The sequence below is a fragment of the Shewanella sp. 433 genome (assembly GCF_059338565.1).
In genome coordinates this window covers 1,203,667-1,229,002 of the sequence record NZ_CM181703.1, presented here as the reverse complement: position 1 = coordinate 1,229,002, position 25,336 = coordinate 1,203,667, and the positions used below count along the sequence as shown (strand labels likewise).

Below are 25,336 nucleotides of genomic sequence, written 5' to 3'. Positions count from 1 at the left end.
TTCAATAAATACCGCACAAATCTAATGCATAACAATATTTACCCATAAGGAGTTTTTATGAAGCCACTGCTTATCTTATTAGGCGCGCTAACCCTAACAGCTTGTCATACGCCAACATCTACCACAGCAACACCGGCAACCGCTACACCACCTGCTATAGCCACTGCTGTGAGCGAGCCTACGACATCAATCGGCGACAATAGCCAAAATGCCTTAGATTGGCCGGGAGAATACTCGGGCGTACTGCCTTGTGCCAGCTGTGAAGGGATAGAGACGCACTTGGTGATCAACGCCGATCTTAGTTATCGTTTAACGCAGCGTTATCTAGGAGAGTCTGGCGAGCTAATTATCAAGGAAGGCAACTTTACTTGGAACGAACGCGGCAGCGCGATTAGCCTAGCTAATGATGCAACTCCTATGCAGTTTCAAGTCGGCGAGAACCAATTATTTATGCTAGATCAAGAGGGCAAACGGATCTCTGGTGCGTTAGCCGACGATTACCGCCTAGCTAAGGTGTTCTAATTGGCTGAAACCAACAAACTTACATCTTACACCAGAGTTTTTCACAGGGCATATCACCGACCTTCTTTTCAAAACCTGGGCAGTGCTGCACAAAGTATTGCGCCTCTTGGCACGAGGTCATCTGTAAACACTGCTTGCGGGAATCACAACTAAAATCCGTATTGGGCAGTATTTGCTTGCCTATATAGTGCTCTGAGCCTGCAGGAAACAACCCTTCAGGCGGTTGAGTCCCATCAGCACCAAGCTCGTAATTGATCATCAATAGATAAAGCAAACTGGCTAATCCTAGGGCGAATACCACCAGTCCAACCTTAAATTGCCAGCTGATCGCGTCGATGCCAATCGCGCTATTAGGACTATCGAAAGGTGAGGTTAATTTGATGGGGTTACCAAGGTCTATCTCTCCCTTGATCACTTTGATACCGCGAAGCCTATCTTTCCACTGGCGATAAACTACGGTCTGCCCTTCTTGAGGCATATGCTCATAAGGTAATAAGTTAGCCCCGAGTATGCGTAGTTCACCTGACCCATCGTCTGGGGCGATAATCCCAACTCGTTGCTCTTTATTCCAACGAACAAGCGTTCCTCGCTTCATCCTGATATCCATATTCACGCCTATCTAAGCCATCTTGGCTTATACAAATGACTGCAGTTAATAAAAACACAACAATTTTAAATATAATAACCTATTGGCCCGACAGCAAGTATGAATTCAATCCGTTGTCGCGAACGCATTAGACTTGCCAGTCGATAATGGGCTGCTGGTGTCGTAAAAGTAATTCATTGATTTTAGAGAAATGAGCACAGCCAAAAAAACCACGATAGGCCGATAATGGCGAAGGATGTGGCCCAGTCAGCTTTTGGTGATGTGGCTGAATGATCAACTTCGCCTTTTTAATCGCATGCGCCCCCCATAACACAAAAATAATCGGCTGCGACTGCGCATTAAGCAGTGCCAAGGCGTTATCGGTAAAAGTTTCCCAGCCCGCTTTGGCGTGAGAGTGCGCTTTCCCCTGTTCAACCGTTAATACCGTATTTAACATCAGTACACCTTGGGCTGCCCATTGACGTAAATCACCGTGATTTGGAGGGGTAAATTTGGGGATATCCGTCGCTAATTCTTTGTAGATATTAACCAATGAGGGGGGCACCTTAACGCCTGGTTTAACCGAAAAGCATAAGCCATGAGCTTGCCCAGCACCATGATAGGGATCTTGCCCAATCAACACCACGCGCACCTTGTCGAGCGGCGTTAAGGTAAAGGCATTAAATACCTCCTCCTCACTAGGATAAATGGCTTTACCCGCGGTGCGCTCGGCAGCGACAAAATGTTGCAGCTGAATAAAATAGTCTAATTGTGACTGCTGCTCAATAAAGTCATCCCAGTTTGCGATATGCTCCATACACTTCTCTTTAGATTAAAAAACGATTAAAATTAATTACTAATACACTACTCGTTATAACTGTCATGAGCATAAACGCTCATTAAACCGCTTGGCTTATCCCCGGCTGCAACGTTATTTTTATAAGGACATATTTACCATGATATCTCAACAGCAACAGCGTGGTTTTACCCTTATTGAGCTTGTCGTGGTGATTATCGTGCTAGGCCTACTGGCTGTGACCGCCTTGCCTAAATTTGTCAATGTCTCTCAAGATGCTCAAATTGCCAGTGTAAAAGCCACAGGCGGTGCATTTAAAGCGGGGATTAACCTTGCCCATGCGGTTTGGGCCACTCGAGTAGGCTCAGGCCCAGCTGAAAACCTGCCCACCTTTGGTGAAGATGAAACGGGTGAGATGGATTTTAATGCCGCAGGGTGGCCAGCTCAACACTATTTCACCGATAACGAGCCCTCTCCGTCACTCGACAATGTCGAAGATTGTATTTCCGTATGGCAAACCCTGTACCAAGGTGAAGAACCTAGCGTGTCACGCTTTGATAGTAGTGATGAGACGGATTATAAGGCCAATTATATTGCGATTAATCAATGCCGTTATGAGTTCAATAATAATAAAAACTTAAGCATCTATTACGACTCTCGTAATGGCCAAGTCGTTGTCGACAGCGATCCAAATAGCTAAATACCTCTTAACTTGGGAGGATAAGCTAAAAATTGAAGCAAGCAATGAATCGAGGCAATTTGCCAATTTGATCTCATAAAGCCACATTCAATGATTCACTGTTGGCTAATTTAAGTTAATATCCGCCTATTACATTCACTCAATTGTGAGCCAAAAGCATGTCAGAACAGCAAAAAGAAACCACTATTTTTGAATTAGCCGATCAATTCATTGCCCTTGCCAACGAGCTGAGCGCCCAAGAGCAAGATGTCGGTAAAGTCGGCACGGCGCTGCGTTTTGCGGCAGCCCGTTTTAATGCATTTGAAGCATCAATCAAATCATCTGATTTGGCTGCTGAAAAAGACAATGCGCTAGAGTGGTTTAGCAAAGAGTACCGCGATATGTTAAATGACAATCTCGATGACCACATAAATAATCCATCACCAGCCCAAAGCGAGCCGGTGAAAGATGAAGCAGTACAGGTGTTTAAAGGTTAATCACCCGATGTAACCTTGTATGCCATCGCCTTACAGCTCAGGTAAGCCGATGGCATAATTACCCCATAACCTCACAACGATATCCCCCTAGCACTTTGTCCATTACTCACTATTTGTGTATTTCTAATAATGTGCGCTTCCAAAGCAATCTGCTTGAGAGTCTTAAATCGTAACGAGAACCCTGATGGCCAATAAAATTAGCACCACGCCAGAGAGCCTATCTATCATGCGCGCATTTTCCCGCAACTTGGGTAATACAGAGCGATGTGACAGCAATGATGCTATCAAGGTATACCACAGGCCATCGACCACCAGAGGCGTTAACACAATTAAAGACTGCCCCCAAAGGTTGTCGGCTGCCAACACAAATTGACTAAATAGCGCCAAAAAAAACAGCATGATTTTAGGGTTAAACAGTGAAATAGCCAGGCCGTCACGCGCGGCGGTAAGCGTGCTACTGGCTTTACCTGCCGCAAGCTTGTCCGACATACCGCCTTTAGAGCGTAGCGCCTGCAGGCCAATATAGGCTAAATAGAGCGCGCCTAGAATGGCAATGCCATTAAAGACCAGTGGCGCTTGCTTAAGTAACACCCCTAGGCCAAGCAAGGTCACTAAAGCGTACACCCCAATGCCAATAGAGTGCGCCCACGCGCAGACAATCCCCTTAGCGCGGCCGCCACCTAAGGTATGCCGCACCACCATAGCTAAACTTGGCCCGGGCGACATGGCGCCCAAACAACAGATGGCCAGCAAACCTAGCCAAGCACTCACACTCATCCTGCTTCCTCTTACACGACCCGATTATTGTTGTTATATCATTTGGTTAATCCGATGGCGCTTGGTAATACTCGCCAGCTTATACGCTTTGCCATCGCACCGGGCAGCTTACAAACATTCAGCCATAGGTGCAAAAGATCTGTGATGTACTGATTATTTCAATTCAGGCGTTGATGTTTGCTAGACTAGCATCATCAATCACCTTCAATGGTTATCATGCACACAATCCTCACTATCAGCGCACTCACACTAAGCTTGCTTATTGGCTTGATTATTTTTCTTAGCGTTAAAAAAGCACGCGGCACCCAGATCCCAATGGCAGTACTGCTATTACTGCTCTGTTTTACCGCGATCAACGCCGCCGTAACCTATTTTATTTACCCGCGCGAAGACATTACCGCCTATAAAAACTTAGTTTGGCAGCCGTTAGCCCAAGAGAAGATCGCCGCCTTAGTTGCCCAAGATAAAACAGTATTTGTCGATGTCAGCGCCGATTGGTGCATCATTTGCAAAGGCAATAAAGATCGCGTGTTGCATCGTGAGGCAGTGGTTAAGCTACTCAAGCGCGATCATATGGTATTGATGTTGGGCGATTTAACCCGCAGCGACCCCGTGGTAGAGGCTTTTTTAGCCCAACATAATGCCTATGGTATTCCCTTTACGATACTGTTCAGTTCTCAATATCCCCAAGGCATAGCGTTATCGCGCGTACTCGATTACCACGAGGTGCTCACCCTATTACGGGCACATTGATACGAGGCGACTAACTAATAGCAAGGTAGCAGTCTTGCAAGATACTTGTAAGATAGAAGTCGCGATATATCGTGAGCTAAAGTACACTGGATCTCTAGTTCATTTCTGCTGCGAGTATCTTTATGTGTTCATCCCCTTTAGCGCCCACGGGCGAGACTCATGTGGACTTTCTGCCCGAAAATAAATTATTGCTTAATGCCGTGGGCGAAGGGATCTACGGCTTTGACTTGGCAGGCAATGCGGTGTTTATCAATCCTGCCGCCGAGCGCATGACCGGCTGGACAGCACAAGAGCTGCTGGGTAAAAATATTCACAATCACCATCATCACAGTCATGCCGATGGTAGCCATTATCCCCAAGAAGATTGCCCCATTTACAACACCATGCACGACGGCATTGCGCGCGAGATCAGTCATGAACTGTTTTGGCGTAAAGATGGCAGCAGTTTTCCGGTGCATTACACCACAACCCCAGTCTATAAGCAGCAACAGCTGATCGGTGTAGTCGCGATATTTCGCGATATCAGCATGCAGAAACAAACCGAAGACTCACTGCGTCAGGCATTAGAGCAAGTGCAAGCCTTGTCGGAAAAGCTGGCCAGCGAAAACGATTACCTGCAAACGGAACTGGCCAGCCACACAGGTGATGTGAGTATCTCTGGTGAAAGCGAGCCGATTTTACGCCTTATTCAACAAATTAAGCTGGTCGCCAACACCAATAGTACAGTGCTGATCAGTGGCGAAAATGGCACAGGTAAAGAGCTGGTCGCGCGCAATATTCATAAACTCAGTGAGCGCAGCGATAAACCTCTGGTGAGCGTCAACTGCGCGGCATTTTCGCCCACCTTGCTTGAAAGCGAACTGTTTGGCCATGAAAAAGGGGCGTTTACCGGTGCGACCACTCGGCGCAAGGGGCGATTCGAATTAGCCCACCAAGGCACCTTGTTTCTCGATGAGGTCGCCGAATTGTCCCTCGAGGCCCAATCGAAGTTGTTAAGAGTGCTACAAGAGCAAGAGTTTGAGCGGGTCGGCAGCAGCACGACCATCAAGGTGGATATTCGTCTGGTGACCGCGACCCACCACGACTTACTAAAACGTGTGCAGCAAGGGCTATTTAGGATGGATCTCTATTATCGCCTCAATGTGTTTCCGCTGCATGTGCCGCCTTTGCGTGAGCGTTTACAGGATATCCCCACCTTAGTGAGCCATATCGTCGCCAACCTCAATAAAAAACTCGGCAAAAAAATCAAAGGGGTAAGTAATAAAGGCTTAAGTCATCTAATGGCCTACAGCTGGCCTGGGAATGTACGAGAGCTGCAAAATGTGATTGAGCGTCAGAGTATTTTGTCTCAAGGGCAGGTATTGCAAATCCCCGCCCTACAACTCGATACCGCCAACGCGCCGCCGACACACGGGCAAACCTTAGAGCAAGTGGAAGCCGCCCATATTCGCCGTACCCTACAACAGTTAGGTTGGCGCATATCGGGCGCGCAGGGCGCCGCTCAAGTGTTAGGATTACCCGCCAGTACCTTACGCTCACGTATGAAAAAGCTCAATATTCATCGACCAAGCTAGGATTAATGCCTCTCTATTTTTCGCGATATATCGACAAAGCACGATATATCGCGAGACTATTTATCTCAAGATAACAATAATCTTTTATAATCAATGCATTAAATAACTCGCAAGTTGGTGCTGAACTTGCAGATACCGCGATACTTTTTTCAATGTGTATAGCGCGGAACCTTAATCATGACACAAAGTGTGAACTCACGGTCCACCTCAACCCCGGCCAATTCGGCCATGGCATCAAACGGCAAACCACCTAGCGCCCAGGGCGAACCGATAGCGGTGACCTTTATCCCCAGCGAAAAGGGCAAGATTCATATCAAAGAGCAAAAAGGTGACTTCCAACGACTGCGAACCGGCCTTAACAGCCTGCTTATCTTATGTTTCTTTTTGGTGCCTTTCATTCGTTACCATGGCCAGCAAGCTATTTTATTTGATATAGAAAACCAGCAGTTTAATTTTTTTGGTACGACACTGTGGCCGCAGGATTTCACCCTGATGGCATGGGTGCTTATTATTGCCGCATTTTTACTGTTTTTTATTACCGTGTTTTGGGGGCGGGTCTGGTGTGGCTATCTGTGCCCGCAAACCAGCTGGAGCTTTATGTTTGTCTGGGTTGAAAAGCAGATAGAAGGCAACAGCAATAAACGTTACGCCTTAGACAAAGCCCCTTGGAGTCTCAATAAGCTCACCAAGCGTGTTAGCAAACACCTATTATGGGGTCTCATGGCACTGCTTACCGGCTGTGGATTTATCGCCTATTTTGTGCCCGCAAGCAGCTTATACCCACAAATATTCACCCTCAATGGCAGTTTTTGGATAACGGCCTGGGTATGGTTTTTTGCCCTGTGTACTTACCTGAATGCCGGCTTTATGCGCGAGCTCATGTGCTTGCACTGCTGCCCCTATGCACGTTTTCAATCGGCCATGTTCGACAGTAACACCCTGACTGTGACCTATAATACCCAGCGTGGTGAGTCTCGCGGTCCCAGAAAACGCAAACAAGCCACAGATCTTGGCGATTGTGTCGATTGCAACTTGTGCGTCGATGTGTGCCCAACGGGAATCGATATTCGTAATGGCTTGCAGTATGAATGCATTAACTGCGGTGCCTGCGTTGACGCCTGCAATCAAACCATGGATAAGTTCGGCTATGAGCGTAACTTGATAAGCTATAGCAGTGAAAACGAGCTCAAAGGCTTACCTGTACAGCGATTTAATTCTTGGCGGTTTATTGGTTATGGCATGGCGGTAGTGATTATGCTGAGCGTATTTGCCTTTGATCTATACCAACGCGAGGCGATCCAGCTTAATGTGATAAGAGACAGACAAAACCTGTATCGCATCGCGCCCGATAACCGTATCGAAAATAGCTATACGCTCAAGATCCGCAATAAAACCCAGCAATCACAACAATACCTTATCTATCTTGAAAGCGATCAAAGTCACTTTATCAATAAAGAGGTCGAGGTAGAGATTACCGTTCAGCCCGGAGAACAGCTCAGTTACCCGCTGACCGTGTACCAACAACGCAGTAAAGATGCCCCAATCGATGGCGCATTACGTCAGCAGCCCATTACCTTTAAAGTAATGAATCTGGCCGATCCACTCGACAGTGTAGCGCAACAAAGCCAATTTTTTACCCTGACTTCAGCGTAATCATCCCACCCAGACTTTATCGCGTCTGACAGCAACAGACGCGATAAAGGTCTGACCAGCACCAAAGCCCAGCCTAGATATAAAATTCTATATATACATAAGCTTAATAAATTTAAGTCCCAAGACTCATCGGCTATTTACGGTTGACCTTAGCGCGCTTTTAGCACAATCTAAACACTTGTTTAATTTTTAACAAATTAATAATAATGAGAGGCACGCTATGGCATATGATGTTGATACCCACGTCAACCTTACCCAGTACCAATCGATAATCGACCTGATTGAAACGTCGGCGCAGCGCTATAGCGATCACACTGCCTATGTCTGTTTAGGCCAATCGAGCACCTTTGCCGATATCGAGCGTGACTCGCGCTATTTTGCCGCTTATCTGCAACATCATACTGCGCTTAGCGTTGGCGATCGCATCGCTATTCAGCTGCCCAACATTACCCAATTTGTTATTGCTGCCTATGGGGCATTGCGTGCAGGCTTAGTGTTAGTCAATACCAACCCGCTATACACAGAACGTGAACTCATTCATCAATATAATAATTCGGGCGCTAAGGCCCTAGTGGTGCTGAGCGACCTACTGCCGACGCTAACCAATGTCATCGCTAACACCGCCATTGAAACCGTTATCGCAACCCACGCATTGGATTTAATTGCCGAGCAGGAACAACCAGCCACGCCCTTTACGACCACCCGCTTTAATGAGGTGTTAGCCAAAGGCAGCCAGCTCAGCTTTACCCCCGTAAAAGCTAACTTGGGCGACTTAGCGGCGCTGCAATACACTGGCGGCACCACTGGGCTCTCTAAAGGCGCCATGTTGAGCCACAGCAATTTGATTGCTAATGCCCTGCAGGTTAAATCTCGCCTTGGCGATAAACTCATTCAAGGCGAAGAGATATTTGTCGCGCCGCTACCCATCTATCATATCTACGCCTTTATGGTGAACCTTATGGTGTATTTTGAAAGTGGTGGCTGCTCGGTACTTATTCCAAACCCTAGAGATATCTCATCGTTAATCAAAACCTTGAGTGAACATCCTTTTACTGGCTTTGCCGGGATCAACACCTTGTTTGTTGGCCTTTGTCACCAACCTGAGTTTAAAGCTCTCGACTTTAGCCACCTAAGAGTCACTATCTCTGGCGGCACGGCGCTCACTCAAGCCGCCGCCGCGGCCTGGCAATCCACCACTGGCTGCACCATATCCGAAGGTTATGGCTTGTCAGAAACCTCACCAGTTGTCTCACTTAATGCTCCAGGATTGGAGCAACTGGGGAGTATAGGTAAGCCGGTTATCGACACCCAAGTGAAGATCCTCGACCTCGATGATAACGAAGTGCCCTTTGGTGCCACAGGGGAGCTGGCAGTAAAAGGCCCACAAGTGATGAGCGGCTACTGGCAGATGCCAGCGGAAACCGCCAAGGTGATGACAAGTGACGGCTTCTTTAAAACGGGGGATATTGCCCTTGCGATTGACTTAGGCATGCACAAAATTGTCGACCGTAAAAAAGATATGATCATCGTCTCGGGCTTTAACGTTTACCCCAATGAGGTTGAAGAGGTGCTGAGCGCCCATGCAGCCGTACTCGAATGCGCCGTAATTGGCGTAGAGGATGCGCGTAGTGGTGAGGCGGTAAAGGCGGCAATTGTGCTAAGCAGCCCAAGCGATGATATCTCGGCCACCCAAGCCAGTATCCTAGCCCATTGCCGCGAGCAACTGACCGCTTATAAAGTGCCGAAAATAGTTGAGTTTATGAGCGCCCTGCCGAAATCCACCGTGGGAAAAATATTGCGTCGTGAACTGCGTAAATAACCAAGGCTAGGATTAATGAAAGGGGCCTATTGGCTCTAGTTAGTGTTAATGTTCCCGCTTACCGCTAACTGCTTGCAACTAAACACTTATAAATACTGACTCCGCTATACACTGACCAATATAAATACCGACCAAGAAGGGAGCCTAATGGCTCCCTGCTTGTCGTACCTTCTTATCTATATTAGTTAAGCACTTTGTATCAACTTTTCATGCCCTTTATTGTTGCACCCAAATAATCTCATCAACCGCAAACCCCATCTGCTTAGCCTGCGCCACAAACTGCTGCTTTAACGCGTCACTCACCTTGGGCGTACGCGATAAAAACCATAAATAGTCACGCTTATAGCTGGTGATAAAGGCATATTGATAATCGGCTTTATCCAGTTCATAAATCACATAAGCGCCATAGAAAGGGCCAAAAAAGGAGACCTTAAGGTGACCAATATCGGGGCTTTCGACAAAATAGGCTTTACCTTCGGCTTCATCCCAACTTTGATCTGCCACTGAAAAACCACGATTAATCACCTCAACGCCACCATCGGCTTGCATACTGTAGGTGGCCGTGACTTGCGTTAAGCCGCGCTCAAAGCTGTGATCTAATCTGGCGATCTCATACCAAGTGCCTAAATAACGTGGCAGTTCAAACTGCTCAACAGGCTTAATACCACTGGGCACACTGGTGCACCCATTGAGCAGTAGCAAACATAACAAAACAATTTTTTTCACGTTGACTCCAAAATATAGATAGATCAAAGGTAAAGGATAACCCAGTGAACATTCATTACGTTAAAAACCAAGAAAATGTTCACTCAGCTTAACAGCGGTTAACACCTCCCTAGCGCACTTTATCTTAGATAACAAAAAAAGATCGATAAACTCATGGTTCAATCACAATGGTTAAATTCAAGCCAATACATCCCTCAAAATACACTTAAAATAAGCTAATAATGAACCTCTATTAGCAAAAGTAATCAATTAGCTTTAAGGCGAATAACATGCGTAAATTAATCTCGCTTCTTATCCCCACAATAGTCCTTGGAGCTTGCGGCGGCTCCGATGATTCACCTACGCCCACGACTGATCTCGCCGTCGGTATGGTCAATATTGCCATTTCCGATTCTCCGATGAGCCAAGTCAGTAACGTCGAGTTAGTACTCGATAAGCTAGTAATGACCGATGCCCATGGCACAGTTCATCAACACGACTTGGGGCAACACAGATTCAATCTTCTCGACTTCCAAGGAACAAAGAGTCATGAGGTTATTCGTAACCTTGAGCTACCAACGGGTCACTACCACGATGTACACTTTACCTTAATTAATGGTGATCAGTCCGATGGCTGTGCGATTGAAAATGGTCAAGGACGATTACCATTGATAGTCGAAAACAACCATCTTCCGTTACATGACTTTGTATTAAATCAGCACGAGAACCTATTTCTGACCATGGAGATAGATCTATACCAATCGATGCACCTTTACGATAACCAATATCATCTTAACCACGACGGTATCTACTCTATTGATAATCGAAAAATGGGACACCTCATTGGCGAGATGGATCCTCAATGGATAGCAAACTGCGAAATAACGCACTCAGATAATGCTCCGCTTGGCGGTCAGTTTTATCACATGGCCTATCTTTATCAAAATAGCGTCACAGGTCTTACGCAAATGGCGGATATAAGTCCAGCTAGAAACGATGGTAAATTCTCGCCAGTAGCCATCGCTCCTATACATCAAGATATGAGTGGTGATTGGTCCTTTGCCATGGGTTACCTCCCCGCTGGTGATTATCGCGTTGCCTATACTTGCCTTGGTCACTTAGACGACCCAGCTATCGATGATATGTCTCAGGACACCTTTAGTCTGTTTGAAGATGCAGGCTCTGTCACTGTGGGAGAGGGTGGCCAAGAGACAACACATCAATGTGGCAACGGCCATGGTAATCATGGTGGACACGGCTAAATGATGTCATTAAGCGAGTATGGAAACTCGCTTAGCTTTAGCGCAAAACACTACATCTCCTCATTTAATAACTGCAAACTGGCAAATTCACGATACAGCTCGCAGCTTTGCATCAATTGTGAATGGGTGCCACTGGCGACTAACGCCCCTTTTTGCATCACTAAGATGCGATCGGCATTAAGCACTGTGGCTAATCGATGGGCAATGATCAATGTGGTGCGCCCCTGCATTAAGGCATCTAATGCCAATTTAACCTTATGCTCGCTAACCGCATCCAGCGCACTGGTGGCCTCATCGAGCAGTAAAATGGGCCGCTCGGCTAATATGGCCCGCGCAATCGCGATGCGCTGCTTTTGTCCACCAGAGAGCCGCACCCCGCGCTCACCTAAATAGGTGTGGTATCCCATGGGGAAATCGACAATAAACTCATTGGCATGTGCGGCAATACAGGCATCAATCACTTGCTGCTCGCTAGCATCAGGGCGGCCATAACGAACATTTTCTAACACGCTGCTGGCAAAGATCACCGACTCTTGCGGCACCAGCGCAAACTGCTGCCTAAGCGCTTGCGGCATCAGATTAGCGATATCGATACCGTCTAATAAGATACTGCCGCTGTTAAGGGGATAAAAGCGCTGTAATAATTCAAATAAAGTGCTCTTGCCGGCACCACTTTCGCCCACCAGCGCCACCCGTTCGCCGCTGTGGATCTGCAGGCTAAGGTTACGGATAACCCATTGATTATCTAGCGGGTCATCGCACTGGGCATCGCTAGCATTTTCACTACTATTATCGGTGTTGGGATAGGTAAAACAGACTCGATTCAGTTGCAGGTCGCCGCGCACCTTAGTCGGCAGCATTTGCGGATGCCGGGGTAGCGGTATATCGATGGGGGTTTCAGCCAACTCGATAAGGCGCTCGGTGGCGCCAGCGGCGCGCTGGATCTCACCAATCACTTCACTAATGGTCGCCACGGCACCAGCTACCATCACCGCATAAAACATAAAGGCCGATAGTTCACCGGCGGTGATAACCCCTTGCATCACATCATGGGCGCCGACCCAAGTGACCAGCGCAATGGCTAAAATACTTAAAAACATCACCAGCGAAATTAATATCGAGCGATATTTTATCCGCCCCTTAGCTGCGTCCATGACCGCTTCGACACGCTCATTAAATAGCTCACGATCTCTGTGTTCATGACAATAGGCTTGCACCGTATGAATTTCGTGAAGGGTTTCATCCACATAAGCACCAAGATCGCCGACCCTGTCTTGGCTCTTGCGTGACAAATCGCGCACCTTGCGACCTAAGAAAAAGATAGGCCCAAGCACCATAGGCACCGCAAGCAGTACTAAAGCAGTCATCTTCAGGCTAGTGATTGTCATCATCACTATGCCGCCAATCACGGTAACACTGGCCCTAAGGGCCATCGAGAGGCTTGAGCCCACCACAGATTGCAATAGGGTAGAGTCGGCGGTAAAACGCGAGATCACTTCACCGGTTCTGAGTTTGGCGTAAAAGCCCGGCGACAGCTTAAGCAGATGATCGTACACCTTAAGGCGAATATCGGCGCTGACTCGCTCGCCGAGCCAAGTCATTAGGTAAAAACGACAAAAAATCGCCGAACTACTGAGCGCGGTAATGCCAATCACCAAGAGGATGATCTCGTTGAGTCGCTCGCTGTTATCTTGCAAAAACCCTTCATCGACCATCAGACGAACGCCTTGCCCTAATGACAGCCAGGCCAAGGAACCGATAAACAAAAAGACGATAGCGGCAATGACTCGAGCGCGATAAGGTTTTAAAAAGCCAGCAATCCAGGGCAATACCGTCCGGCGACTGGCCGAGGAGGCTGCCGCCGCTGATATGGCTTGTGTGTTTACCGCCGAGGCGGCCAATTTATTATCGCGCATAGGTCGCTAAACAAAATGGGAGATAGTGACAAGAATATCAAAAATAAAGCCAGATAATTGAATTTGTTTATCTATTGCAGACAATCAACAATGAGCCCGCCGCTCATCGCCAAGTCCTCTTTGTGATATAGTGCCGTCATAACAAAAGGGAGCGATAACCTGTGGTAAAAAATATTTCGAACGAAACCAAAAATGAGGCGCTAAGAGTCGCTAAAGCGACCCAGAAGCCGGGGCAAACCAAAGAGCAAACTAAGCTGATTGCGCTGGGGATTGAGAAAGGCATTGCTGAATATAAAAAACAGCAAAAGAGTAAGGCCCGAGACAAAGATAAAGCCCGTAAACAGGAGCTAAAAGCGAAAAACCGCGATTCAGCACAAACCGATGTCCCCCAAATTAGTGACTCGAACAGCAACTCATCCAAGCTCCCATGGGCGCTACTGCTGCTGAGTTGGGCTGGATTTGCCGCTTACCTGTTAATGGGCTAATGCCTCAAGCCAGTAAGTCTAGGGGCACCTGCGATGTGCATAACGCTAACTGCATCAAACTAGTGCATTAAGCTAATGCATCAAGTTATCGAGGCGCTGGGCCAAATGGATCGCGATACGCTTTTGAAGGCTCGATGAGCTCGCTTGCAAACATAAGTGCTCCTCCCAGCTAAATACCTTATTGATGAGATGGTAGCTTAACCAACGCCATGGCTCAGGCTCCCACGGGGTTAATACCTGGTTAACCTCACTCACATGGGCCCAAGGCATTTGGGTTAATGCGGTGTCACGCTCAAGGATCAGATCGGTTAAGGTTCTGGCAAACAGATTGGACGCCCCGACACCTTCGCCGCCATAGCCACCAGCCAAGCCGATGCCATTGCGCTTATCGAATATGGCGTGGGGGGCAAATGTTCTCGCCATCGCCAGCGTTCCGCCCCAGCCATGGCTCACCTTGACCCCTTTGAGTGCCGGAAAAAGATCGACCATAAGCTCAGCCCGCCAGCGAAAAGCCTCGCTATTACGGTCAAATTGAGTCTGCGTCTTAGCACCAAATCGATAGCCCCCTCGCGCGCCAAACACCAAACGATTATCTAAACTGCGCTGACCATAAGTCACCTGCCGAGAGGCATCGCTAAAGGTCGGCCTGGCGGCCAAGCCCAACTGTTGCCATAACGCCTCACTTAAAGGTTCGGTGGCAATCAACATGCTTTGCACAGGTAAGGTATAACGCCCAAGCTGACTCACCTCGCCTTGATACCCTTCAAGGGCAGGCACAATCACCTCGGCGCGAACTCGGCCAGAGTGACACTGCACCACGCCCTGACCAAAGCCGCTCACTCGGGTGTTGTCATACAGGGTCACTCCCATACTTTCGACCACGCGGGCTAGGCCGCGCACCAACTTGAGTGGCTGAATAGTGGCGCAGTGGGGAGTATAAATCGCCGCGCAGCCCAGGCGCATACTGACTGCTTGAGTTAACGCATTCCCTTCCACCCAGCGATAATCTTGCTCGGTAAACCCTTGTTGATGCAGCTCGGTTAGTTCGCCGCTCAGAGTATTAAGCTGCTCAGGATAACGCGCGGCCACTCGGTAATTACCACTGTGGCTAAAATCACAATCAATACCATGCTCTGCTATGACGCTGGCTACTGCATTGATGGGACTTTGGATCAACTGTTTGGCTTGCTCAAAGGCCTCGCCCGATAATCCTGCAAGGTAATGGCTATCGCCAACAAAACTGCCCATCAACCAGCCGCCATTACGCCCAGATGCGCCCTCTCCGGCGCATGTAGCATCGAGCACCACTATCTTTAATTGGGGAGATTGCTGCTTAAGATAATAAGCGGTCCACAGCCCTGTGTAACCGGCACCGATAATGGCCACATCCGCATCGATATCACCAGCTAATGCGGGGCGTTGGACGAGCGCTTCGCCCAAGGTACTGGCCCACAGGGTTTGATGCAGTGAATGGCTCATTAAGATTGCAACTGAGCTAACAGTCCATTGAGGTGGTCCTTGATCCATAACGGATTAATCGGCCCCCAACTGCGCAATTGATAATACCCCGCGTTATGGCGCGTACCGTCTTGCACAAACTCACACTCGATACCCACATCGTCCAATGAAGCAATGGCATCTTGTAAGGTCCGCCTTGGCATGGCCGTAAGCTTACTCAGCGACAGCAAGTTATGACGCTCGTTATCGATAAGATGGGCCAAATAGAGTTTTCTAAGAAAGGCCTTTTTCTGTTTTGATATTTGATTGTCTGTATCGCCCACTGCGCACTCCATAATGAGGTTAGTTTTAGCTCTTTTGTAAACATAACAGATAATTACAAATTAGTGCTATGGCACACTCTGGTTAAATTGGGCATGATGCTGATATAGTCTAAATAAACCACAGCATGACAACCTTGCTTAGGATAACCAATGGCAGACGATCTGAAGGGCCCAACACTTAGCCTAGGCGAGCGACAACGACTGGCGCCCCATGAATGGCTAAGCTTCGATCAAGTGCCTCTCACTCCAGTGGAAAGCACTTATATCGAACAAGTCCACATCGAAAACCTGCTGTTATTTGTGCCGATCATTATCGCCATTGCGGTAATAAGCCTATTGGCTAACCTGCCCATTTTAGCGCTATTGGGACTGGTGACGGCCGCACTCGTGCTCGCTGCGCTCATCGGTTATGGCCGCTATAAGTTTGCCACGTCGCTGGCTTATGGGGTATTCGACCATGAGTTTGTTATGCGACAAGGGGTTATTTGGCACCAAAAAATCGCCTTGCCCTACAGCCGCTTACAACATGTTAGCTTGTCGCAGGGGCCACTGGAGCGCCGTTTTGGTCAGCACACTTTAAAATGTTTTAGCGCTGGCAGTGGCAGCGCCGAAATAACCCTGCCAGGGCTGAGTAGCTCGGTCGCAGAATCCCTTCGGCAACACTTATTGGCCAAAGCGGCGCTCGTTCGCCAAGCCAGCTCGGCGCCTGCCGACATCGCAGCGAAGCCCCCCTTGACCAGCATGAATAGCGATGATGCCGATACGGCAAAAATCGCCTCTCAGCCTAACGCGCCCAGTGATACCGCCACGCCGAGCGATAAACATGAGTAGTCGCTTTACCCAATGGGCGAGCCTATCGCCATGGTCCATCATCAGTTTTAGCTTACATGCACTCAAGGTGATGCTTAGTAACGGTTATGCGCTGATACCTGTCATCTATACCGGTTGGCAGCAGGGTTTTAATTCACCTTGGGTGATATTGGTGATGGTCACTGTGGTGTTAGCCATTGCTACCTTTGCCATTGTGCAGTGGAGCCAATATCGCTTTCGCGTACAAGACCATAAATTGGGCATCAAACAGGGATTGTTATTTAAACGCACTCACGAAATTCCGCTGAATAAAATTCAAAATGTGCGCCTCGAACAGCCGCTCTATTTCCGCCCATTGGGGCTGTTCAGTTTGGTGGTGGAAACCGCAGGTTCTAAGCAAGATGAAGCCGTGCTGTCGGCGGTTAACTATCGCCAAGCCATGCAGCTTAAACAGCGGTTATTTATCCATGCGCCCACTACGGCTGCAACCGACCCAGCGGGAACAGCACCTGTCGATGGCACCGCAGCAGCCCCTTCAACGAGCGGCCTTGTGGTGCAAAAACAGCTTAAGGATCTGCTGATTTTTGGTTTATACCAAAACAATCTTTTTTGGTTATCGATCATTTCTGGCTCGATATTGGGGCAACTCAATTGGGAGCAGATCGGTGATAGCGTGTTTGCCCAAGCGTTGTGGCAATGGTATCAAGTGACTATCGCTACCAGCTTGATGAATGAGCTGCTATTTGGATTATCGCTATTACTCTTGCTGTATCTGTTATTGGCGCTAGTCTCTATCGCCTCGGCGGTCTTAAAGTTTCACCCTTATAGGTTAAGCCTACGGGATAACACCTTGCATCGCACCGGCGGTTTACTGGCCAAACAACACGATGTATTGGCGTTAGCCAGAGTGCAGTTAATTCGTTTTAATCAGCCCGTTTTAGGCCGGCTGTTTAAGCGTTGGACCGCCAATTTTAAGCAAGTAAAAGGCAGTGAAGTCGAACAGCAATCCAAACGCCATATGCTGATCCCAAGCATGACCTCTGTCGAGATAACCCAAGTACTCTCTAGGCTTAACGGCCTTGAGAGCCACGCCACAGAGCTACCCACTCATTACCAAGGGATCGATATCGGCTGGTTTTGGCGCCGCGCCTTTTTACCACCATTAGTGACCTTGCTGGCCTCTTTTATACTTGGCCTTAACGGGTTAACCGAGCTGATGTGGCTTGGCGCAGCCCTTGTGGTGATAGCACTCTACTTAAGGTATCGCCAATGGGGGTATCGGTTGCAAGGCCATGATCTGTGGATCCATACCGGAGTGCTAGGGCAAAGCTGGCAACTGCTGTCACTCACCAAGGTGCAGCATGTCTGCATAAGCCAAACAGTAGGGCAGCGACGCAAACACTTAGCCACATTGCACTTAGGCATGGCCAGCGGCGAGCAAACCATACCTTACCTTAGTATCACAGACGCCAGAGTGATCGCCGAAACGGCGCTAAGCTTAACCAAGTATGACCATACTAACTGGATATAAGGAGCCCTTGATGCCAAAGACTATGACAAAGACCCTGCATACCCCAGATGATATTATCCATTTCTGGTTTACCGAGATTGAGCCCAAAGCTTGGTTCGATAAAGACAGCGCCTTTGACGCGCTGATTAAGCAACGGTTTGAGCCTTTATTGAGCCAAGCAAAACAGGGAGAGCTTTATCATTGGCGCGCCACGCCACAAGGTCGCTTAGCTGAGATCCTTATCCTTGACCAATTTAGCCGTAATATTTATCGTGATACTCCGCAGGCGTTTGCCGCCGATGCAATGGCACTGACCTTGGCCCAAGAAGCGGTAGCGGCGGGGATCGATCAACAGCTGAATATCAACTATGTACCGTTTATCTATATGCCTTATATGCACAGTGAATCACGCGCAATCCATGAAGTGGCGCTGATCCTCTTTAGCCGTGAGGCAGCGGCTGCCAACTTGCCGTTTGAGCTGCGTCATAAGGCGATCATCGACCAATTTGGCCGCTACCCTCATCGCAACCAGATCTTAGGGCGCCAATCGACGCCTGAAGAGTTAGCCTTTTTACAACAACCTGGGTCAGGTTTCTAACGCCCCTATTATTAATTTATAACCAGCTTAAAGGACAAAAAATGGATGTCACCCTTACCCACGGTCTATTGCTATTGGTCACCGGATTTCTCGCAGGGATCATTAACACCTTGGCCGGTGGCGGCTCTAATTTAACCTTGCCCGCCTTAATGGTGATGGGGATGCCAGCAGAGGTCGCCAATGCCACCAATCGAGTGGGCGTGGTGGTGCAATCGTTAACGGCAATCGTGGGGTTTAAAAAACACGGTAAATTAGACAGCGGTGATACCGGCCCCATTTTATTGCCCACCATTATCGGGGGTTTTATTGGCGCGGCAGCCGCGGCCTACGCCCCATCGAGTATCATCAAACCCTTATTGTTGGGGACTATGCTGACAATGGCACTGATCATTTTGGTTAAGCCCGCCATGATTTCGCCCGCGCTAGGCACAGAGGTGAAGAAAGTCAGCCAAACGCCGAGCTCTTGGGTCTGGCTCACCATTGCAGGGATCTATGGCGGCTTTGTGCAAGCTGGGGTCGGCTTTGTCCTGTTAGCAGCTCTGGCGGGCAGCTTACGTTACGACTTAGTCAGAGCTAACGCCTTAAAAGTCTTATGTACTTTAGTATTTACCTTAGCCTCGTTAGTCGTCTTTATCGCCGAAGATCTCATCCTCTGGCTGCCCGGCTTAATCTTGGCTGCGGGCACCTTAGTAGGCGCTCACATCGCCGTCAAAATGGCGATAAAAGTCAGCCCTAATGCCTTAAAGTGGTTCCTATTTATCATGACATTGTGCGGCAGCGCCGCGGCGATGCTCAGCGAGTAGACCTATTACGTACTATGCGTATAAAAACGTAAAAAGCCAGCAATTGACTCTGGGACAATTGCTGGCTGAAAAGTGTAAAGTCTGACTTATTTAAATGAGGCTGGCTAACATTTCATCTGAATACTCAACCAAAGGCTGGTTATCGCGCACTCGCTCAACATAATCTGGGTTAGCGATAAATGGGCGGCCAATGGCCAGTAGATCAAACTTACCCTCATCGATAGCGGCGGCGCCCGTTTGCGCTGTGTAGCTACCGACCCCGACTAAGGTTTTACTGTAATTTGCTCGGGTGTAACTAGATGCGCGGCCGCCAAGGTAATCAAATTCCAAGGCATCATCGAAAATACCTATGTGCAAATAAGCCAACTCACGTTGCGCTAACTGTTTAAGAAAATAGTCGAATACTTGACGATCTCGCGCATCACCTTGCATGTTGACATAGGCACCAGGGGTGACGCGTAGCGCCGTGCGCTCGTGACCAATACGCGCACAAACGGCATCGACAACGGCCAGCGGGAAACGCGCCATGTTCTCAGGAGTTCCGCCATAGCCGTCGGTGCGGCGGTTACTGTCGTGATGTAAAAACTGATCGATAAGATAAGCATTAGCACCGTGAATTTCGACGCCATCGAAACCAGCATCAATGGCATTGGCTGCCGCTTGTGAATAATCGGCAATCAGCTGCTCGATCTCTTCGTGGGTGACCGCTTTAGGCGTTTCGTAGGTTAATTCACGGCGCCTTGGCACGCTACCTTCGATAGCAATAGCCGATGGTGCAATGGTTTGCCCACCAAAAAAGTGAGAATGAGCAACCCGGCCAGTATGCCAAAGCTGAGCGAAAATTTTGCCATCGTTAGCGTGCACCGCATCGGTCACCCGACGCCAACCGTCGATTTGCGCAGGGGTAAACAGGCCAGGTGTATTGGGATAACCTTGACCGTCAGGGCGAATGATCACCGCCTCAGAAATAATCAATCCGGCCGCGGCTCGGCGGGCATAATACTCGGCCATGGCTTGAGTTGGCACCAACTCATCATCGGCCATACAACGGGTTAGCGGCGCCATCAAAATTTTGTTGTTAAGCGTAATACTGTCATTGAGCTTAAACGGTTGAAATAGGTTAGCGGTCATGTAGAACTCTCTTGCTGTAACGCTTTCTTGAATGTCCGCTCAAGATAAACCGAGTTGCATACGCATTCAAGATCTTTTTTGAACAAGCATTCAAGATTGAGTACAATGGCAACACATATGCCGACCACAGACAGAGAAATATGCGCAACGCCGAATTTGATCGAGAGCAGGTATTAAGGCACGCCATGACCGCCTTTATGGCCAAAGGCTATGCCAAAACCAGCATGCAAGATTTAACCAAGGCTACTGGCTTGCACCCTGGCTCTATCTATTGCGCCTTTAGCAATAAGCGCGGTTTGCTGTTAGCAGCATTAGGCCAATATCGCCACGATCGCAGCGTGGAGTTTGATGGATTCTTTCAGGCCGACGCGCCCATCGTCAGCCAGCTCAAGTCCTATTTAGATCATATAGTGCTGGAGTGCCTTAGCTGCGATGCCGCTCGGGCCTGTTTACTCACCAAAGCCCTGAATGAACTGGCCGAGCAAGATGATGAGATACGCGCGATAATCAACCAACATTTGGCCAACTGGCTTGACGCATTAACCGATAAGTTTCAGCAAGCTATTGATGCAGGAGAGATCCCTGCTCATCGCTCCAGCAGGGATTTAGCCCACTATTTTGTGATGGGCATTTATGGATTACGCACCTTTGCCCATACGCATCCCCAAGCGCAGGTGCTGCAATCGTTAGCCGATAAACTGCATCACGACACTTGTATTAGGCCGTAACCATTTCTCCGTAACGATTGTTATATCAGTCACTCGTCGGTTGTTACACGGCATCAGCGCACACATCTATTTGATCACTAATACCGGGCATTTGGCTTTATTAGCCAATGACTCGGCGATATTGGGGTTCAGTAGGTGCGATAACCCTTGATGACCGTGACTGGCAATGACCAACATGCCAATGTCGTTTTCTTCCACTTCCGCCAGCAGTTGCCCCAGTACATCACCGGCCCTAATTTTACTGTAAACCGTCAGTCCATCGGGCATCTCTAATTGGGCGTCTCGCACAATTTTCCCTAGTTTGCCACTGGCGTAGGCATGCAAATGTTGCTCTAACTCTTCATTACTATCGATCATAATACCGTAATTATGAGCACCATAGGGCTGACTTACCACATGCACTATTCGTAAATCGACACCATAAAGGCATGCCATTTCAATGGCATAACCTAAAGCATGCGAAGCCGTTTCTGAAAAATCGGTCGGGCACAAAATTTGATGAGTACGCATCACTCACCTCCTCAATAATGGTGTCAGCCAAGGCAATCACAACGTCTGTGGTTCACACCTTTATTTCACGACCAATACCGGACACTTAGCCCCATTGGCTACGGCCTCGGCCACATTGGTGTGTAAAAAATGGGAAAAACCCGTGCGGCCATGACTAGCAATCACAATCATACCGGCACCGTTCTCTTCGGCTTCGGCTAAGATCTCGGCCACCGCATCTCCCCGACGGATAATCGTTTCAACCGCTAGGTTACTGTCGAGATTAGCTAATAATGACTTCATTTTTTCAGCAGCGGCATCTTCCATCGTCTTAGCTAATTCCTCGGGAGTAATAGCCAAGATTTGGTAATTTTCATCACCTATGGGCTGCTCGACGACATGTAAAAGTCGAAAGCCCACCTGATAAAGGTTGGCCATCTCGATAGCATAAGACAGCGCATGGGACGCTGTTTCGGAAAAGTCGGTTGGACATAAAATTTGACCTTTTCTCATCATGAACTCCTTAGCGGTAAGGCTAGATGTAAGCGGTAGTATCATTGAGCCGTTTTAGAGCAAGCTTAGATAAATATCATCCACAGCTTACCGTCATTAAGCTTAGCGGATAACCCAGTAACCGTTAAGTAACCGTAATCAGATGACACAGTTTTATCAACTTAAGCTTCATCAACTTAAGTCTCATTAAGTACTAGCTCACGTCTGCCGACATGCTCGCTCGGCTCACATCAACCAATCTATCGCCTTAGCTCGACTGTCGAAAAATTTAAACTCTCCAGGGCTAAACCAGCCGGCAATGCGGCTCATCCACTGCTGGAAATCGCCTCGTCCAACAATTGCCACCTTACGAAACGCTTTACCATGTTTAAGCCCCAGTTGCAGATCGTCCCACGCGGCATGCAGCGAGATCCCCTCTAATTGGGTAATATCCACTAACGCAACCACCTCTGGCTGCTTGAGTCCAGCTAAGGCCGACTCCAGGATAGGGGTCATCAACTCATAATCGGCGTGGGTTAAACTGCCGATGGCCGTCATCATTAAGTAAACATTGTCATCATTACGTTCGATACCAATGGAAATACCATGCTGTAATTCACTCATATGCCCCTCCCATGACTCAATCATCACTTAAACGCTCATCTTTAAGTGTAGTTTTCGGTGCCATAAACACTGTTGATCTAGATCACACTTTGTAGTGAGCCTGATGTTTATTTGACCACAAGAAAAAGTTCATCTATTATCAGACCGACTAATCAGTCGGTTACTTTATTGAATGCCAAGGTAGAGAAGCTTATCTTGAGCGCACCCGTTCGAGCGGTAACCACTCATCCACGCGCTAGCGAATAAGGACAGGTGTAATGAATATGCCACTGCAAACCGATATTGCCACTCAACTGCAACAGAGATTAAGCGCGCAAAAATCTGCTTATCTGCGCCAACCGACTCCGGATCTCGATGCGCGAAAAGCACAACTCAAGGCCTTAAAAAAAGCCCTGCTCGCGCAGCAAAACGGCATTATTGAGGCCCTGTCCCAAGACTATGGCCACCGTTCGGCTGACGACAGCCTGATTTCCGACATCATGCCCTGCATTAACAATATTAATTACACTCTTAAACATTTAAAAAACTGGATGAAGCCCAGTCGTCGTCATGCCGGTATGCTACTGGCGCCAGCAAACATTACCGTACATTATCAACCTGTGGGAGTCGTTGGTATTATCGTGCCGTGGAACTTCCCGGTGATGTTATCTATAGGGCCGTTAATTACCGCGCTGGCGGCTGGTAACCGCGCCATGATCAAGCTGTCTGAATTCACGCCGCACACCAATGCTGTATTAAAGAAGATGCTCGCTGAGCTATTTGATGACACTGTGGTCGCCGTCGTTGAAGGTGAGGCCGATGTCGCGGCGGCTTTTTCGGCGCAGCCCTTCGATCATCTATTGTTTACCGGCTCAACCACTGTCGGGCGTCACGTGATGCGCGCCGCCGCCGATAACCTTACTCCAGTCACCTTAGAGCTGGGGGGGAAATCGCCGGTGATCATTGCCGATGATATGCCACTTGAGACAGCGGTCGAGAGGATGATCTACGGCAAGTGCTTAAATGCCGGCCAAATCTGTGTTGCTCCCGATTATGTGTTACTGCCCAAGGGAAAAACCGACGCCTTTAAGCAAGCGTTCGCGCAAAAGTTTAATGCCATGTATGGTCAAATCGCCAACAACCCTGATTATGGCGCCATAATTAATCAACGTCAGTTTGACAGGATAATCGCCGTGCTCGACGATGCCCGCAGCAAAGGCGCGCTCATCACCTCGGCCAATGGTGAAGCTATCGACAGCAAGACGCGTAAGATCCCCACCCAACTGCTAAGCCAAGTCAATGATGAGATGCTGGTGATGCAAGAGGAGATCTTTGGCCCGCTGCTGCCTATCATAGAATATGATGATCTAGCCCAAGCGATAAACTACATCAATCAGCGCCCACGCCCGTTAGCCTTATATATCATGAGTTTCGATGCAACGGCTCAGCAACGCATTTTAAGCCACACCCACTCTGGTGGCGTGTGTATCAACGAAACCGTGTTACATGTGGCGGCCGATGACGCGCCCTTTGGCGGAATTGGTCCCTCGGGCATGGGGCATTATCATGGTAAAGAAGGCTTTTTAACCATGAGCCACGCCAAAACCGTGCTCAGCCGCGGAAAGTTGAATACCGGCAAGTTAGTCCACCCCCCTTATGGTGGCATAATACAAAAGCTGCTGATGAAAGTGTTTTTACGCTAACGCCCACAACGAGGTTGCACGCGATAGAACGCTACTGCGGGCCATGTGCCCGCAGCCTGTGAGGAACGCCGTAAGGAACACCATGAGCATCACCGACAAAAAACAAGCCATCTTAGACACAGCACTCAGCCTGTTTGTTGCCCAAGGCTTTCATGCCACCAGCACCGCGGCGATAGCCCGCCAAGCTGGCGTGGCCACAGGCACCTTGTTTCACCACTTTCCCTCTAAAGATGCACTCATGCAGCACCTTTTTTTATCGATTAAGCAAGAGTTTGCCGATGCGATTATCGCTAGCGCTCAGCCCTCGGGGGATCTTAAGCAAGATGCTAAACACCTCTGGTTTAGCGCCCTCAATTGGGCGATTGACAATCCGCTCAAGCAGGCCTTTTTTCAACAGTACTCTATGTCACCAACGGTTGAGCAAGCGGTGCGTATGCAGGCGATGAACACCATTTTAGGCTTTATTGGTGACTTAATTAAACAAGGCCAAATCCAAGGGGTTATCGCCCCCTACCCGGTAGCGCTGATGCAAGACAATTGCCACGGCCAATTCCTTGCCGCCACCCGTTATTTTATTGATAACCCCCAAACATGGCAGCAGGCCAGCCACAAAGAAGCTAGCTTCAAGCTGTTTTGGCATGCCATGGCAAGCCTACCCGCGTAA

27 protein-coding genes are annotated in these 25,336 nt (G+C 48.6%); 16 read left to right on the top strand and 11 right to left on the bottom strand.

The genetic code is table 11. From position 1 onward, the window contains the following. Positions 1-57: 57 nt before the first annotated feature. Complete coding sequence (locus tag AC5YB1_RS05545; RefSeq protein WP_494521042.1) at positions 58-522, top strand: copper resistance protein NlpE; 465 nt, start codon at positions 58-60, stop codon at positions 520-522. A 19-nt stretch (positions 523-541) separates the two neighbouring features. On the opposite strand, the gene AC5YB1_RS05540 is transcribed toward AC5YB1_RS05545, so the two are convergent. Further along, positions 542-1,117, bottom strand: coding sequence for a hypothetical protein (locus AC5YB1_RS05540; RefSeq protein WP_494521041.1), 576 nt, complete (start codon positions 1,115-1,117; stop codon positions 542-544). Positions 1,118-1,256: 139 nt separating this feature from the next. Next, a complete protein-coding gene (gene ung / locus AC5YB1_RS05535) occupies positions 1,257-1,925 on the bottom strand; it encodes a uracil-DNA glycosylase (RefSeq protein ID WP_494521040.1) in 669 nt (222 codons plus the stop codon). A gap of 139 nt (positions 1,926-2,064) precedes the next feature. Here ung and AC5YB1_RS05530 point away from each other — a divergent pair, with 139 nt between their 5' ends. After that, positions 2,065-2,604, top strand: coding sequence for a type II secretion system protein (locus AC5YB1_RS05530; protein ID WP_494521039.1), 540 nt, complete (start codon positions 2,065-2,067; stop codon positions 2,602-2,604). 158 nt (positions 2,605-2,762) lie between these two features. Further along, on the top strand, positions 2,763-3,080 hold the full coding sequence (locus AC5YB1_RS05525) for a DUF3144 domain-containing protein (RefSeq protein WP_494521038.1): 318 nt from the start codon (positions 2,763-2,765) through the stop codon (positions 3,078-3,080). A 162-nt stretch (positions 3,081-3,242) separates the two neighbouring features. Here AC5YB1_RS05525 and AC5YB1_RS05520 read toward each other — a convergent pair whose 3' ends face one another. Next, positions 3,243-3,857, bottom strand: coding sequence for a LysE family translocator (locus tag AC5YB1_RS05520; RefSeq protein WP_494521037.1), 615 nt, complete (start codon positions 3,855-3,857; stop codon positions 3,243-3,245). Between the two features lie 216 nt (positions 3,858-4,073). Between AC5YB1_RS05520 and AC5YB1_RS05515 the strand changes: the two genes are divergently transcribed. The 4 genes from AC5YB1_RS05515 to AC5YB1_RS05500 all read left to right on the top strand — a co-directional run bounded on the left by AC5YB1_RS05515 (position 4,074) and on the right by AC5YB1_RS05500 (position 9,656). After that, the gene (locus tag AC5YB1_RS05515) at positions 4,074-4,610 is read left to right on the top strand and encodes a thioredoxin family protein (RefSeq protein WP_494521036.1); all 537 of its coding nucleotides are present in this window, start codon (positions 4,074-4,076) and stop codon (positions 4,608-4,610) included. Between the two features lie 122 nt (positions 4,611-4,732). Beyond that, positions 4,733-6,184, top strand: coding sequence for a sigma-54 interaction domain-containing protein (locus tag AC5YB1_RS05510; protein ID WP_494521035.1), 1,452 nt, complete (start codon positions 4,733-4,735; stop codon positions 6,182-6,184). Between the two features lie 177 nt (positions 6,185-6,361). Then, complete coding sequence (gene ccoG / locus AC5YB1_RS05505; protein WP_494521034.1) at positions 6,362-7,837, top strand: cytochrome c oxidase accessory protein CcoG; 1,476 nt, start codon at positions 6,362-6,364, stop codon at positions 7,835-7,837. 220 nt (positions 7,838-8,057) lie between these two features. Next, the gene (locus AC5YB1_RS05500) at positions 8,058-9,656 is read left to right on the top strand and encodes an AMP-binding protein (RefSeq protein WP_494521033.1); all 1,599 of its coding nucleotides are present in this window, start codon (positions 8,058-8,060) and stop codon (positions 9,654-9,656) included. A 216-nt stretch (positions 9,657-9,872) separates the two neighbouring features. On the opposite strand, the gene AC5YB1_RS05495 is transcribed toward AC5YB1_RS05500, so the two are convergent. After that, complete coding sequence (locus AC5YB1_RS05495; protein WP_494521032.1) at positions 9,873-10,382, bottom strand: lipocalin family protein; 510 nt, start codon at positions 10,380-10,382, stop codon at positions 9,873-9,875. A 269-nt stretch (positions 10,383-10,651) separates the two neighbouring features. On the opposite strand from AC5YB1_RS05495, the gene AC5YB1_RS05490 reads away from it, so the two are divergent. Beyond that, on the top strand, positions 10,652-11,623 hold the full coding sequence (locus AC5YB1_RS05490; RefSeq protein WP_494521031.1) for a DUF4382 domain-containing protein: 972 nt from the start codon (positions 10,652-10,654) through the stop codon (positions 11,621-11,623). Between the two features lie 50 nt (positions 11,624-11,673). On the opposite strand, the gene AC5YB1_RS05485 is transcribed toward AC5YB1_RS05490, so the two are convergent. Then, complete coding sequence (locus tag AC5YB1_RS05485; RefSeq protein WP_494521030.1) at positions 11,674-13,539, bottom strand: ABC transporter transmembrane domain-containing protein; 1,866 nt, start codon at positions 13,537-13,539, stop codon at positions 11,674-11,676. 161 nt (positions 13,540-13,700) lie between these two features. Here AC5YB1_RS05485 and AC5YB1_RS05480 point away from each other — a divergent pair, with 161 nt between their 5' ends. Continuing rightward, positions 13,701-14,024 carry a DUF2956 domain-containing protein gene (locus AC5YB1_RS05480; protein ID WP_494521029.1) on the top strand — a complete coding sequence of 108 codons (324 nt, stop codon included), beginning with the start codon at positions 13,701-13,703 and terminating at the stop codon, positions 14,022-14,024. Positions 14,025-14,096: 72 nt separating this feature from the next. Here AC5YB1_RS05480 and AC5YB1_RS05475 read toward each other — a convergent pair whose 3' ends face one another. Further along, positions 14,097-15,503, bottom strand: coding sequence for an NAD(P)/FAD-dependent oxidoreductase (locus tag AC5YB1_RS05475; RefSeq protein WP_475514719.1), 1,407 nt, complete (start codon positions 15,501-15,503; stop codon positions 14,097-14,099). Next, positions 15,503-15,805: a winged helix-turn-helix domain-containing protein gene (locus AC5YB1_RS05470; protein WP_475514720.1), complete on the bottom strand. Its 303-nt coding sequence runs from the start codon at positions 15,803-15,805 to the stop codon at positions 15,503-15,505. Before AC5YB1_RS05470 ends, AC5YB1_RS05475 begins: the two co-directional genes overlap by 1 nt. Before the next feature lie 150 nt (positions 15,806-15,955). On the opposite strand from AC5YB1_RS05470, the gene AC5YB1_RS05465 reads away from it, so the two are divergent. The 4 genes from AC5YB1_RS05465 to AC5YB1_RS05450 are packed head-to-tail and all read left to right on the top strand — an operon-like array spanning position 15,956 to position 19,526. Then, positions 15,956-16,636, top strand: coding sequence for a PH domain-containing protein (locus tag AC5YB1_RS05465; protein ID WP_494521028.1), 681 nt, complete (start codon positions 15,956-15,958; stop codon positions 16,634-16,636). Beyond that, a complete protein-coding gene (locus AC5YB1_RS05460; RefSeq protein ID WP_494521027.1) occupies positions 16,629-18,146 on the top strand; it encodes a PH domain-containing protein in 1,518 nt (505 codons plus the stop codon). The genes AC5YB1_RS05465 and AC5YB1_RS05460 overlap by 8 nt, the downstream gene beginning before the upstream one ends. A 22-nt stretch (positions 18,147-18,168) precedes the next feature. Continuing rightward, positions 18,169-18,723, top strand: a complete 555-nt coding sequence (locus AC5YB1_RS05455; RefSeq protein WP_494521589.1) for a DUF924 family protein — start codon at positions 18,169-18,171, stop codon at positions 18,721-18,723. Between the two features lie 41 nt (positions 18,724-18,764). Next, entirely contained in the window at positions 18,765-19,526 is a 762-nt protein-coding gene (locus AC5YB1_RS05450) for a sulfite exporter TauE/SafE family protein (protein ID WP_494521026.1), read from the top strand. A gap of 90 nt (positions 19,527-19,616) precedes the next feature. On the opposite strand, the gene AC5YB1_RS05445 is transcribed toward AC5YB1_RS05450, so the two are convergent. After that, positions 19,617-20,657 (bottom strand): alkene reductase, encoded by a 1,041-nt coding sequence (locus tag AC5YB1_RS05445; protein ID WP_494521025.1) that lies wholly within the window; start codon positions 20,655-20,657, stop codon positions 19,617-19,619. Between the two features lie 140 nt (positions 20,658-20,797). Between AC5YB1_RS05445 and AC5YB1_RS05440 the strand changes: the two genes are divergently transcribed. Beyond that, complete coding sequence (locus AC5YB1_RS05440; protein WP_494521024.1) at positions 20,798-21,385, top strand: TetR/AcrR family transcriptional regulator; 588 nt, start codon at positions 20,798-20,800, stop codon at positions 21,383-21,385. A gap of 66 nt (positions 21,386-21,451) precedes the next feature. On the opposite strand, the gene AC5YB1_RS05435 is transcribed toward AC5YB1_RS05440, so the two are convergent. The 3 genes from AC5YB1_RS05435 to AC5YB1_RS05425 form a co-directional block, all read right to left on the bottom strand. Next, positions 21,452-21,895 (bottom strand): universal stress protein, encoded by a 444-nt coding sequence (locus tag AC5YB1_RS05435; protein WP_475514728.1) that lies wholly within the window; start codon positions 21,893-21,895, stop codon positions 21,452-21,454. Between the two features lie 60 nt (positions 21,896-21,955). Beyond that, entirely contained in the window at positions 21,956-22,387 is a 432-nt protein-coding gene (locus AC5YB1_RS05430; RefSeq protein ID WP_475517038.1) for a universal stress protein, read from the bottom strand. Between the two features lie 225 nt (positions 22,388-22,612). After that, a complete protein-coding gene (locus AC5YB1_RS05425; protein WP_475514729.1) occupies positions 22,613-22,990 on the bottom strand; it encodes a SpoIIAA family protein in 378 nt (125 codons plus the stop codon). A 257-nt stretch (positions 22,991-23,247) separates the two neighbouring features. Between AC5YB1_RS05425 and AC5YB1_RS05420 the strand changes: the two genes are divergently transcribed. Both AC5YB1_RS05420 and AC5YB1_RS05415 read left to right on the top strand, forming a co-directional pair. Then, on the top strand, positions 23,248-24,672 hold the full coding sequence (locus tag AC5YB1_RS05420) for a coniferyl aldehyde dehydrogenase (RefSeq protein ID WP_494521023.1): 1,425 nt from the start codon (positions 23,248-23,250) through the stop codon (positions 24,670-24,672). An 82-nt stretch (positions 24,673-24,754) separates the two neighbouring features. Continuing rightward, positions 24,755-25,336 carry a TetR/AcrR family transcriptional regulator gene (locus tag AC5YB1_RS05415; protein WP_494521022.1) on the top strand — a complete coding sequence of 194 codons (582 nt, stop codon included), beginning with the start codon at positions 24,755-24,757 and terminating at the stop codon, positions 25,334-25,336.

Excerpts from the sequence above, each read along its gene's own strand:
- AC5YB1_RS05545 (WP_494521042.1), top strand. The coding sequence starts at position 58 with ATGAAGCCACTGCTTATCTTATTAGGCGCGCTAACCCTAACAGCTTGT.
- AC5YB1_RS05540 (WP_494521041.1), bottom strand. The coding sequence starts at position 1,117 with ATGAAGCGAGGAACGCTTGTTCGTTGGAATAAAGAGCAACGAGTTGGG.
- ung (WP_494521040.1), bottom strand. The coding sequence starts at position 1,925 with ATGGAGCATATCGCAAACTGGGATGACTTTATTGAGCAGCAGTCACAA.
- AC5YB1_RS05530 (WP_494521039.1), top strand. The coding sequence starts at position 2,065 with ATGATATCTCAACAGCAACAGCGTGGTTTTACCCTTATTGAGCTTGTC.
- AC5YB1_RS05525 (WP_494521038.1), top strand. The coding sequence starts at position 2,763 with ATGTCAGAACAGCAAAAAGAAACCACTATTTTTGAATTAGCCGATCAA.
- AC5YB1_RS05520 (WP_494521037.1), bottom strand. The coding sequence starts at position 3,857 with ATGAGTGTGAGTGCTTGGCTAGGTTTGCTGGCCATCTGTTGTTTGGGC.
- AC5YB1_RS05515 (WP_494521036.1), top strand. The coding sequence starts at position 4,074 with ATGCACACAATCCTCACTATCAGCGCACTCACACTAAGCTTGCTTATT.
- AC5YB1_RS05510 (WP_494521035.1), top strand. The coding sequence starts at position 4,733 with ATGTGTTCATCCCCTTTAGCGCCCACGGGCGAGACTCATGTGGACTTT.
- ccoG (WP_494521034.1), top strand. The coding sequence starts at position 6,362 with ATGACACAAAGTGTGAACTCACGGTCCACCTCAACCCCGGCCAATTCG.
- AC5YB1_RS05500 (WP_494521033.1), top strand. The coding sequence starts at position 8,058 with ATGGCATATGATGTTGATACCCACGTCAACCTTACCCAGTACCAATCG.
- AC5YB1_RS05490 (WP_494521031.1), top strand. The coding sequence starts at position 10,652 with ATGCGTAAATTAATCTCGCTTCTTATCCCCACAATAGTCCTTGGAGCT.
- AC5YB1_RS05485 (WP_494521030.1), bottom strand. The coding sequence starts at position 13,539 with ATGCGCGATAATAAATTGGCCGCCTCGGCGGTAAACACACAAGCCATA.
- AC5YB1_RS05475 (WP_475514719.1), bottom strand. The coding sequence starts at position 15,503 with ATGAGCCATTCACTGCATCAAACCCTGTGGGCCAGTACCTTGGGCGAA.
- AC5YB1_RS05465 (WP_494521028.1), top strand. The coding sequence starts at position 15,956 with ATGGCAGACGATCTGAAGGGCCCAACACTTAGCCTAGGCGAGCGACAA.
- AC5YB1_RS05460 (WP_494521027.1), top strand. The coding sequence starts at position 16,629 with ATGAGTAGTCGCTTTACCCAATGGGCGAGCCTATCGCCATGGTCCATC.
- AC5YB1_RS05455 (WP_494521589.1), top strand. The coding sequence starts at position 18,169 with ATGACAAAGACCCTGCATACCCCAGATGATATTATCCATTTCTGGTTT.
- AC5YB1_RS05450 (WP_494521026.1), top strand. The coding sequence starts at position 18,765 with ATGGATGTCACCCTTACCCACGGTCTATTGCTATTGGTCACCGGATTT.
- AC5YB1_RS05445 (WP_494521025.1), bottom strand. The coding sequence starts at position 20,657 with ATGACCGCTAACCTATTTCAACCGTTTAAGCTCAATGACAGTATTACG.
- AC5YB1_RS05440 (WP_494521024.1), top strand. The coding sequence starts at position 20,798 with ATGCGCAACGCCGAATTTGATCGAGAGCAGGTATTAAGGCACGCCATG.
- AC5YB1_RS05435 (WP_475514728.1), bottom strand. The coding sequence starts at position 21,895 with ATGCGTACTCATCAAATTTTGTGCCCGACCGATTTTTCAGAAACGGCT.
- AC5YB1_RS05430 (WP_475517038.1), bottom strand. The coding sequence starts at position 22,387 with ATGAGAAAAGGTCAAATTTTATGTCCAACCGACTTTTCCGAAACAGCG.
- AC5YB1_RS05425 (WP_475514729.1), bottom strand. The coding sequence starts at position 22,990 with ATGAGTGAATTACAGCATGGTATTTCCATTGGTATCGAACGTAATGAT.
- AC5YB1_RS05420 (WP_494521023.1), top strand. The coding sequence starts at position 23,248 with ATGAATATGCCACTGCAAACCGATATTGCCACTCAACTGCAACAGAGA.
- AC5YB1_RS05415 (WP_494521022.1), top strand. The coding sequence starts at position 24,755 with ATGAGCATCACCGACAAAAAACAAGCCATCTTAGACACAGCACTCAGC.